We start from the raw sequence: 9,492 nt of genomic DNA, 5'->3' as shown, positions 1-9,492 counted from the left end.
AGTGTCATTCTGGAGCTATCTTGGCGATAGACTGGGAATTGCTGATGCGCCAGCCGTCCCGCGCCTGGCAGATCTGGTCAGCGACCGCTGCTCCTTAGCGTGATCGCCAACGGTTTTGCCCCTATTACCAAACCGAGCCCTAAGCTATTGAAAGTACGTCCGCAGCCCCGGCTGAAAATCTATAAAACGCATGCAAAAACACTTAGGTTGACGATGCCCTTCGGACCTTGGTCCATGGCTTTCTGGAGGGCCGCTTGTAGATAACCCTGTCATGAGGTGCGCATCCACAGGTCAGGGACAAGTCAGCCGCGCCATTGCGCTCGCGGCAATCCTGGCTCTTGTCCTGCAAGGTCACCTCGTCGGGTTTGGCGCCTCACTGGGGCCGGGGAATCACGACGGGCACCATGCGGGATCGGCGCAGGCCCATGAGCACCATCATGCTCCGGCGGCACCGGTCCCAGCCGACAGCACCCATCATCCTGCGGGGTGCTGCATTCTCGGCAGCATTCTCGGTGTTGCGGTCGCCCCGCCCCCATCATTCATCGCTTTCGCCCCGCCTGCGCTTACGCTCGCTCTTGCCTTCATTCTCGCGGGCTGGGAGTTCGTCACAAGGCGTCTCTGGTGCCTGCCCATCGGGGCCCGTGCTCCGCCGCGTCCTGTCTGATCGGTCTTCCCTTCGATCAACACACCCACAGGACACATCCGATGAACAGGATCCGCCAATTCGGCACTCTCGGCGCTGCCGCACCCTTCTGCCTGCTCTCCTCCATGGCCCTGGCCCACGTCACCCTGGAACCGCAGCCCGCTGGTATCGGCTCGACCTACAAGGCCGTTCTGCGCGTGCCGCACGGCTGCGAGGGCGAGCCGACCCTCAAGCTGCGGGTGCAGATCCCGGAGGGGGTGATCGCCGTCAAGCCGATGCCGAAGGCCAGCTGGGAGCTGGATACGGTCGAGGCACCGTACAAGCAGTCTTACGAGTACTACGGCACGCCCACGACCGAAGGTGTGCGGGAGATCGTCTGGACTGGCAAGCTGCTCGACAAGCACTATGACGAGTTCGTCTTCCGCGCTTACCTGACCGATGGCCTCAAGCCTGACACGACGCTCTATTTCCCCGTCGTGCAGGAGTGCGGAGGTGGCAAGACCGACCGCTGGATCGAGATCCCGACTGAGGGCAAGAAAGGCGATGACTATAAGTCCCCGGCACCGGGCGTGAAGCTGCGCCCCAAGGCGGTCGACTGAGCAGAGGCCGGGGCGCGCCATCTGCCGGCGCCGCCGGATAATGACATGGTCCAACTTCGCCCAATCGCCGTCGCTCTCCTGCTCGTCTGCGGTCTCCTTTGCGGACGGGCCGAGGCGCATGCCGCGCTCGTCGAGGCCATTCCCGCTGACGGAGCCGTTCTCGCAACCGATCCCTCCCATATGCAGTTGCGGTTCAACGAGCCGGTCTCGCCGCTCAGGCTGCGCCTGACCGATGCCAAGGGCGTGGCGCACGAGGATCTCAGGGCCGAGGCGCGTGATGGCATCGTCACGCTCGCCCTGCCCGAGAGCCTGCCCCGGGGCACCCAGGTGCTCAGCTATCGGGTGATCTCATCCGACGGCCACCCCATCGCTGGCTCCATCGTCTTTTCCATCGGCACTCCGACCTCTGCCTCACGGGAGCAGCCCGCCAGCCTCGACGAGCCGGTTGCCCTCGCCATCTGGCTCGTTCGCCTGGCCCTCTACATCGGCCTGTTCGCCGGGGCGGGCGGCGCCTTTTTCGCGCTCTGGATCGCGCCCGGGGCAACCCCGCAGGCTGGCATGCAGGTCGTCCGCGCGGCCATCGGGCTCGGGCTGGTTGCGACCATCCTGTCGGTCGGCCTGCAAGGGCTGGATGTCCTCGACGCATCGTTCCCGCTGCTGCTCTCGCTCCATCCATGGCATGAGGGGAGTGCGACCAGCTATGGCCTAACGGCCATGGGTGCCGTTATGGCACTGCTGTGCGCAGGGTTTGCCCTGATCGATGCGGCCGGACGAACCCGCCCAGCGCTGGCGCTGCTGGGACTAGCCGGGGCTGGTCTCGCGCTCGCCCTCAGCGGACATGCGAGCGCGGCCGAGCCGCAATGGCTGACACGCCCCGCAGTGTTGCTGCACGCCATGGCGGCGGCGTTCTGGGTTGGCGGCCTCGTGCCCCTCGCGTTGGTCATCGGGACGATGCGTGAGGCATCGTTGCCCATCGTGCGCCGGTTCTCGGCCGTGGCCGTTCCGATGGTGGGCCTCCTGGTCCTGGCCGGGCTGACCCTGAGCATCGTCCAGGTCGAACCCCCGTCCGCTCTGCTCTCCACTGCCTATGGGCGTGTGCTTCTCGCCAAGCTGGCCGCCGTCATTGCTCTTCTCGCCTTGGCCGTCCTCAACCGGCAGCGTCTGACGCCAGCCTTGGCCCGAGCACCAGCGGCAAGCCGCTCGCTGATCCGCTCGATCATGGGAGAGGTGGCCCTTGCCGTGGTGATCCTCGGGCTCGTGGCAACCTGGCGCTTCACGCCGCCGCCCCGTGCTCTCGTGCAGACCGTCGCGGAGCCGGTGAGCACGCACATCCATACGGCACAAGCCATGGTCGAGCTCACGCTCCGCCCCGGTCGCGCGGGACCGGTTCAAGCCTCGATGTCGCTGATGACCGGGGACTTCGGGCCGCTCAATCCCAAGGAAGTGACCCTCACCCTGGCCAATCCCTCTGTCGGCATCGAGCCCATCGAACGGAAGGCCCAACGCAGCAGTGATGGGACTTGGCAGGTCGACAACCTCGTCGTGCCCCGGCCGGGGCGCTGGACGGTGCGGGTCGATGCGCTGATCACCGACTTTGAAAAGGCAACCCTGGACGGGGAGGTGGACATCCGACCCTGACCCGTCCGTCTCCTGAACCATTCCCCGATAGGAAGCGCCGCCGTGATGGGGGGCACGGCGGCACTGGTTTACCGCGCTGCGCGTTTGTCGAGCTGAGACGGTTGTACCGGGATCATCAGGTGCTCGTACGGCGTGCCTGCCAGCATCACGTAAGGCTGTGACGTGTCCGGCTTCGGCAGGCGCGGATAGCCCGGCATGGTGTCCTTGGTGACCCCGACGACCATCACGTGCGCGCCGGTTTCAATCCAGTTGTTGTTCGGCTCGGGCTTGGTCGCGAAGGGATCGGTGTTGCTGGCATCGGTGCCGCCCCGCAGCATGTAGATGAAGCCGGGCTTGCCGGCCGGCGGGTCCTTGTGGGCGAGAAACGCCTGCCACCATTCCACGCCATTGGCATCCATGCACATCGGGTCCGGACCAGGGGTGCTCGGGTCGTCCGCGATGCAAGTGAAATTGTTGCCTCCCTTCCGGAGGGTCCGCAGTTCCCCTTTCTCGTTCACCGTCACAATAGTGGCATTCTTGGCCACGGCGGGCGGGGCCGCCGCCATCGCGCTCTTGATGGTCTGGTCATCGCTCATGGGCTTCATGCTGTGCTGGGCCAGGGCAGGGGAGGAGACCGCGAAAACGCAGAACGCAACCGACGCGAGAGTGCAAAGCCGGGTCATGGCTAACCTCCGTTGGTGATGCGACCCGCTATTGTACGCCGAAATCGCCTTTGGGAGAACGCGATAGGGACCTCGCGTTGAACCGCACGTTGGGCCCGTGCCTCCCGAGTTGGCAGAACCGGCCATGAACAGCTTGCCCTTCATCCCGTATTGCGGCTCTCCCCCCGTTCCCGGCGCCGTGACCTGGAACATGGACAGGTCGAGCAAAGCGTACCAACATGGAATCCTCCCTCCCTTGCGAGGCGGCCGGAGCACGCGGTCACAATCTCCTCAATGGCCCACAGGATCAGATGTGCGACAGCTCCATTCTCAGTGATCGGGCTCCGGTTCAGAGCCATCCGCGAACCCGATCACGATGTCGTTGATGAACTTTCTCCTGAGGACCTCGGCCATTCCCTCGGGTGACGGCACGTGCTCGACGAAGGAACCAGGACCGCCGACAACCTTCTGTTGGAAATAGGCGATCACGTCCGGATCGTGCCCCAGCACGACCCCATTGATTGTGAAGCCGAGGGCGAGCGCGGCGTCCCGCGCACCCTGGGCATCCTCATTCACATTATCAGGACCATTCCCGATGATGTTGATCACGGAGCGCCTGGACCGGAAGGGCGCGGCCAGGAGCATGGCTGTCGCGGACGAGAGGGCATGGGACAGGTCGGTGGGCCTGCCGAAGCGGCTCTCCGCCCGACGCAGAGTCGCTTCAGTGGCAATCTGCTCGATGATCGCGGCTCGGATCCGTTGAACTGCGAGTTCAGCATCGTCCGCAGACCCGATCCGCATCCACGGCAGCAGCGGCATGATTGTAGTATGCCAGCCGAACAGGGCGAAGCCGATCCGGCCGTGATGGCCTGCCTGGATGGCACGGAGGATCTCGGGCGAAAGGAGGGCTTGGGCGAGCCCCTCCTGTACGATCCAATGCTCCTCCAGGCTGACCGAATGCGAGAAATCCAGGCCGGTGACCACATTGGTGTCGGTCACGGTCTCGACCGGGTCTGCCGAGCCGCCCGCCAGCAGGACATACACGAACGCCACGACACCGAGCTTCCTGAGCCTGTTCATGGCCGCCTCCAGGCGGGGAGGTAAGACAATCCGCCGGGCGAGTGGCCATCATGCGCCCGGCTGGTGGTGGCGCAAAGCTGTCCGGTCCGGTTACGGCTCCCATCCAGGCGCTTGCCGCCTTCCGGGCCGCTTCCGCTGGTCAGCCCTTCACCAGCGGGCAGCCACCTTCATTGAGAGGGCGGAACGCTTGGTCGGCCGGAACCGTGGCCAGCAGCTTGTATAGATCCCACTCGCCCTTGGACTCACCCGGCTTCTTGACCTCAAACAGGTACATGTCATGGATCTTGCGCCCGTCCGGGCGGATGCTGCCCTTGCCGAACAGCGGATCGTCGGTGGGCATCTCCTTCATCTTCGCCATCACCTTGGCCGGATCCTTGTCCTTCACGGCCTCGACGGCCTTGAGATAATGCAACGCCGCCGCATAGACGCCGGCATGCGCCATGGACGGCATCTTGCCTCCCATCTTCTCAGCGTAGCGCCTGGACCACGCTCGCGTCTGATCGTTCAGGTCCCAGTAAAATGCTTCCGTCAGCACCAGCCCCTGGGCCACCGGCAAGCTGAGTGAATGCACGTCGGTGATGAAGACCAGCAGGCCTGCCAGGCTCTGGCCCCCCTGCACAACCCCGAACTCGGCCGCCTGCTTCATGGTGTTGACGAAATCACCGCCGGCGTTCGCCAGTCCGATCACCTTTGCTCCGGATGACTGCGCTTGGAGGATGAACGATGCGAAGTCCTGTCCCGGGAAGGGATGGCGCACCGCGCCCAACACCTTGCCGCCGGCCTTGATGACCTGAGCCGATGCGTCGCGTTCAAGCGCATGCCCGAAGGCGTAGTCCGCGGTCAGGAAGAACCAGGTGTCGCCGCCGCGCTTGACCATCGCGCTGGCAGTGCCGTTCGCAAGCGCCCAGGTGTCGTAGGTCCAGTGGATCGTGTTGGGCGAGCATTGTGCACCAGACAGGTCGGAGGTGCCGCCCCCGGAGCTGATGAAGATCTTTTTCTTCTCGCGGGTGAGGGCATTGATGGCCAGCGCCACCGAGGAGTTCGGGACATCGAGGATCACGTCGACGCCGTTCTGGTCGTACCATTGCCGGGCGATGCTGGCGCCGATATCCGGCTTGTTCTGGTGGTCGGCCGCAACGATCTCGACCGTGATGCCCTTGTCGGCGGGCCTGAAGTCCTCGACCGCCATCCTGGCGGCCACCACCGAACCCTGTCCCGTGAGGTCGGAGTAGACCCCCGACTGGTCATTCAGCACGCCCAGCTTGACAGCGATCTGCGCTTGGGCGGCTCCGGCCAGGAACAGCGCCAGCACGGCGCCGAGAATGAGCTTCGCTTTCATGGCTCTCTCCCGTTCAGGACGGCCCGTGCGATCGCCGGCGGCGAGCCGTTCCGAGACATGTCGGATGGCCGGGACAGGCGTCACGTGAGGAAAACCGCAACCCAATCCGAAACGGCGGGGACGTCCCAACCGGCCCGACAGCAGTATACCAGAAAGCGACGCTTTGACGAAGCCTGTGCGCCGAACTCGCAGTATCCTCCCTGCTTGAGCGAAAGGAGGATGATATGCGAGCTCTGTTGGTCTCCATGCTGCTCGTGACGGCGGCCACCGCACTCGCGCAGGAAACGAACCGGTCGAGCCAGGGTCAGTGCCGTCCATGCGCTCCAGTCCTCAAGACGTGCCTCGAGGCGTGCGGTAACGAGGATTGCTCGGAGCAATGCAGGCGGGACCACCACGACTACGACTGTGAAGCCGTTTGCCCTCAACAAAAGGAAGGCCGGATGGGCTCGGGTCAAACGAGAGACACTCGCCTTGTGACGAGACGGCTCCAGCGCCTCCAGGCGGCGCCAATCGTTGCCTTTTCGTCCCCGGAGTTACGGTAATGGTCCGCGCTTGGCATGAGGCCGAAGCAGCACTTTGGTTCGGCATTCGGTAGCAAAGACCACCAAGTGCTGAGTACCGATCGAACAAGCTTTTTGCGCTTAAATAATCCCACAATGCTTGTGGGGTCAGGCTGTCGGACCCCGTCTAAAACTTCGGCATTCGGGAGCACAAGCCGCCAAATCTGATTTTGGCTTGCCGGGTACCCTCCGGGTCCTCTGGTGTTGTGTGGAACGTGAGAGTTGAAGTGGAAGGGAGGGCAGCCAGCCGTCCTCATTGTCCTGGCCTGAACGCGCTTTCCACCGCAGGTCACCTGTTCTCGATTTCCTTCACGGCATCCCTCGCATCGGATCCGAGCAAGTCATCATCCTGGATGGCAGCGAGGGCAGGAAGGGCCGCCCGCGCCGCAGGGCCGATTTTCTTCAAGGCGATGATGGCTTGCCAGCGCACGGCGGGTTTCCCGTCCGCGAGCACGCGGATCAGGGCTGAAACCGCCTCCGCAGCTTGGCTCCCAAATTGCCCCAGAGTTTTTGCCGCCCATGTGCGCTCGAACTCAGTGCCCTGTTCCAAAGCGGTTATGAGATTCGGTACCGTCACCCCCATCGGCAATGCGGCAACGGTAAGGCCGTCGATCAACCGCTCCGCCGTTTGGGCTGCCGCCGCAGACCACCTGTACGGAATATGATAGGCAACCGGATAATACTCCGAGTCCGATTGGCGCGCTCCGGGATTCAACATCAAGACCAGTTCGCGTGCCTCCTGCCGCCGCCCAAGGTGTGCGTACGTCGCGGCGAGGGGAGGCGCCAGTTCAATGGCGTGCGGGTCGGCCTTGATCGGCCTTGCGAATGCGCGCGCAGCCTCGTCGAGATCGCCTTTCGCAAACAAGGCTATGCCCCGGGCCAGGGCGTAATGGCTGGGGTAATTTGGATTGAGCCGCATGGCGGTCTCAATGAATTCCAGGCCGGCTTGCGGCTTGCCGGTGGTGATCAGGGTCCAGGCCATGCCGAGATGGGCTTCGGGATCATTCGGATCGAGTGCAAGAGCCCGCGCTGCCTCGGTGAAGGCGTCGTCATGCTTCCCGGCCCACAGGTTGAGATGCGCCGCCGCGACATTCGCAAGCGATGACGGCCGCGACTTCGCCTCGCGCAGGTAGAGGTCTGCTGTCTCGGCCGCTCGAGCGGCGCTCATGCCCAAGGATTCGTTCCACTCCCACGCGCAGCCCCGGAAATAAACCAGCGCCAGGGCGGCATAGGCCCTCCCGTAGTTCGGATCGAGAGCGATTGCGGATTTCATCTCGGCCGCCGCCCATGCGTTCTCCTCAGGCGTGAAGCGGAGATAGAGCTCCCAGCCGCGCTGGAAGGCCTCACGCGCGGCGATGCTCTTTGTCTGCCCGCGGCCGATTTCCTCCTGCTCGTCCTTTGAGAGGTTGAGCGCCAAAGCCTGAACGATGATTTGGACGAACTGGTCCTGAACGGCGAATATGTCCTTGGCGCTGCCGTCGTGACGCTCAGCCCAGAGGTGCCCGCCCGTGGTCGCGTCGATGAGCTGCGCATTGACACGCACTTGGTCACCCGCCCGGCGCACGCTGCCTTCCAGTACGTAGCGCACGCCTAACTTCTCCGCCACCTCACGCACATTCACGGCTCGGCCCTTGAAGGGAAAAACCGAGTTCCGGGCGACAACGAACAGCCCCGCGACCTTCGACAGGTCGGTGATGAGGTCCTCGGTCATGCCGTCGACGAAGTACTCCTGCTCCGGATCGCCGCTCAGATTGGCAAACGGCAGGACCGCGATCGACGGCTTGTCGGGTAGCGGCAGGGCCATCCGCTCGACGGATGCGGGCTCCAGCCGCGGTTCCCACGGACGCCGCCAGAGTATGGGTCCAATGACCAGCAAGACCAGTGCGGCCGCCCCAGCGGCGACCCATCGGCGAAAGCGCCGCGCGTGGAGGCGCAAGCTCGGCCGCGAGCCCTTTAGCCGGACACGATAGGTTCGCACCGGCCGACTGATGTTCTTCACCCGCTGCTCGCCGACGAAGTCCAGGATCAGGTCGAGCTTGCCCTGAAGCTGGTCATAAGCCGCGCCGGAGACCAGAACCCCGGCCGGCTCGCACAATTGCTCCAGCCGGGCTGCCACGTTGACACCGTCGCCGAGGAGGTCCTCCCCCTCAACCACGACGTCGCCAAGATTGATGCCGATGCGAAACACGATCCGGTGCTCGGCCGGCACATTGGCCTGCCGCTCCGCTACGCCCTTCTGCACGCCGACCGCGCAGGCCACAGCATCGACTACCGAGCCGAACTCGGCAATGGCCCCGTCGCCCATCAACTTGACGATTCGACCATGGTGCACCGCCAGCAGCGGCTCGATGACTTCGCGTCGCAGGTCCTTCAACGCCGACAGGGTACCAGCCTCATCCTGCTCAACGAGGTGGGAATATCTGACGACATCCGCCGCCAGGATCGCCGCAAGCCGCCTCTCGACCCATGCTGTTGCCATAGTCGTCTCTCCCTGGAGAGATACGCTGGGTAGGCCCCCGATGCGTCCGCGGCCGATCCCTCAACTCGCGGGACGTCTCAACAGTCTTGACCATGATATCAGTGGTGTTTCGCATTGGCGATAACACCGGATGGGCTGTTCCCGCGGCCGCGAGAGCTGTTGCGTCAACGGGACCGGGGACATAGCAATGGACGATCTGGTGGCGTCTGCTACCGAATGCCGCTTTGGTCCGCTTGTGAGACGGGGATCCGACCTTCATTTAAATTGCTGTTCGCTACTCTATGACCCAGAGCTGGCTGAAGGGTCAACGTCTCGCTTTATTGGAACTCGCCGCCACTGGCTGAACGCTCGCGAGCCCGAAAGCGACAAACTGTCCGGTTTGACCACCAACGGCGCCTTGAGCAAGATGCCGCAAACAACACGCGAGAGGGAACATGCGCTGGTTGGCTGTAGTCGGGGAAACACTCTCCATGATCTTCAATCCGCGTCCGGACCGACGCTTCCGGGACGAAC

Annotated in this window: 8 protein-coding genes; 4 read left to right on the top strand and 4 right to left on the bottom strand. The window is 64.0% G+C overall.

All coding sequences use genetic code 11. The features are described from left to right. Positions 1-271: 271 nt before the first annotated feature. The 3 genes from FS320_RS32075 to FS320_RS32065 are packed head-to-tail and all read left to right on the top strand — an operon-like array spanning position 272 to position 2,880. On the top strand, positions 272-664 hold the full coding sequence (locus FS320_RS32075; protein WP_152716491.1) for a DUF2946 family protein: 393 nt from the start codon (positions 272-274) through the stop codon (positions 662-664). A gap of 41 nt (positions 665-705) precedes the next feature. After that, entirely contained in the window at positions 706-1,242 is a 537-nt protein-coding gene (locus tag FS320_RS32070; protein ID WP_152716490.1) for a YcnI family copper-binding membrane protein, read from the top strand. 45 nt (positions 1,243-1,287) lie between these two features. After that, positions 1,288-2,880 carry a copper resistance CopC/CopD family protein gene (locus FS320_RS32065; RefSeq protein ID WP_152716489.1) on the top strand — a complete coding sequence of 531 codons (1,593 nt, stop codon included), beginning with the start codon at positions 1,288-1,290 and terminating at the stop codon, positions 2,878-2,880. 68 nt (positions 2,881-2,948) lie between these two features. On the opposite strand, the gene FS320_RS32060 is transcribed toward FS320_RS32065, so the two are convergent. The 4 genes from FS320_RS32060 to FS320_RS32045 form a co-directional block, all read right to left on the bottom strand. Next, a complete protein-coding gene (locus tag FS320_RS32060; protein ID WP_192926367.1) occupies positions 2,949-3,542 on the bottom strand; it encodes a hypothetical protein in 594 nt (197 codons plus the stop codon). A gap of 309 nt (positions 3,543-3,851) precedes the next feature. Beyond that, entirely contained in the window at positions 3,852-4,601 is a 750-nt protein-coding gene (locus tag FS320_RS32055) for a DUF1194 domain-containing protein (protein WP_152716488.1), read from the bottom strand. A gap of 139 nt (positions 4,602-4,740) precedes the next feature. Further along, positions 4,741-5,940 carry an ABC transporter substrate-binding protein gene (locus FS320_RS32050; RefSeq protein ID WP_152716487.1) on the bottom strand — a complete coding sequence of 400 codons (1,200 nt, stop codon included), beginning with the start codon at positions 5,938-5,940 and terminating at the stop codon, positions 4,741-4,743. Between the two features lie 849 nt (positions 5,941-6,789). Beyond that, entirely contained in the window at positions 6,790-8,979 is a 2,190-nt protein-coding gene (locus FS320_RS32045; RefSeq protein WP_152716486.1) for a tetratricopeptide repeat protein, read from the bottom strand. A gap of 187 nt (positions 8,980-9,166) precedes the next feature. Between FS320_RS32045 and FS320_RS47250 the strand changes: the two genes are divergently transcribed. After that, the coding region (locus FS320_RS47250; RefSeq protein WP_210252226.1) for a hypothetical protein at positions 9,167-9,492 on the top strand (326 nt) is incomplete at its 3' end.

This window comes from Microvirga tunisiensis (genome assembly GCF_009296175.1).
GTDB classification, from domain to species: Bacteria; Pseudomonadota; Alphaproteobacteria; order Rhizobiales; family Beijerinckiaceae; genus Microvirga; species Microvirga tunisiensis.
Note: the sequence above shows the minus strand (reverse complement) of the source record. Positions and strands in the feature narration are given on the sequence as shown.

Bases quoted from the DNA above. Each gene is read 5' to 3' on its own strand.
- FS320_RS32065 (WP_152716489.1), top strand. From the start codon at position 1,288: ATGGTCCAACTTCGCCCAATCGCCGTCGCTCTCCTGCTCGTCTGCGGT.
- FS320_RS32070 (WP_152716490.1), top strand. From the start codon at position 706: ATGAACAGGATCCGCCAATTCGGCACTCTCGGCGCTGCCGCACCCTTC.
- FS320_RS32045 (WP_152716486.1), bottom strand. From the start codon at position 8,979: ATGGCAACAGCATGGGTCGAGAGGCGGCTTGCGGCGATCCTGGCGGCG.
- FS320_RS32055 (WP_152716488.1), bottom strand. From the start codon at position 4,601: ATGAACAGGCTCAGGAAGCTCGGTGTCGTGGCGTTCGTGTATGTCCTG.
- FS320_RS32075 (WP_152716491.1), top strand. From the start codon at position 272: ATGAGGTGCGCATCCACAGGTCAGGGACAAGTCAGCCGCGCCATTGCG.
- FS320_RS32060 (WP_192926367.1), bottom strand. From the start codon at position 3,542: ATGACCCGGCTTTGCACTCTCGCGTCGGTTGCGTTCTGCGTTTTCGCG.
- FS320_RS32050 (WP_152716487.1), bottom strand. From the start codon at position 5,940: ATGAAAGCGAAGCTCATTCTCGGCGCCGTGCTGGCGCTGTTCCTGGCC.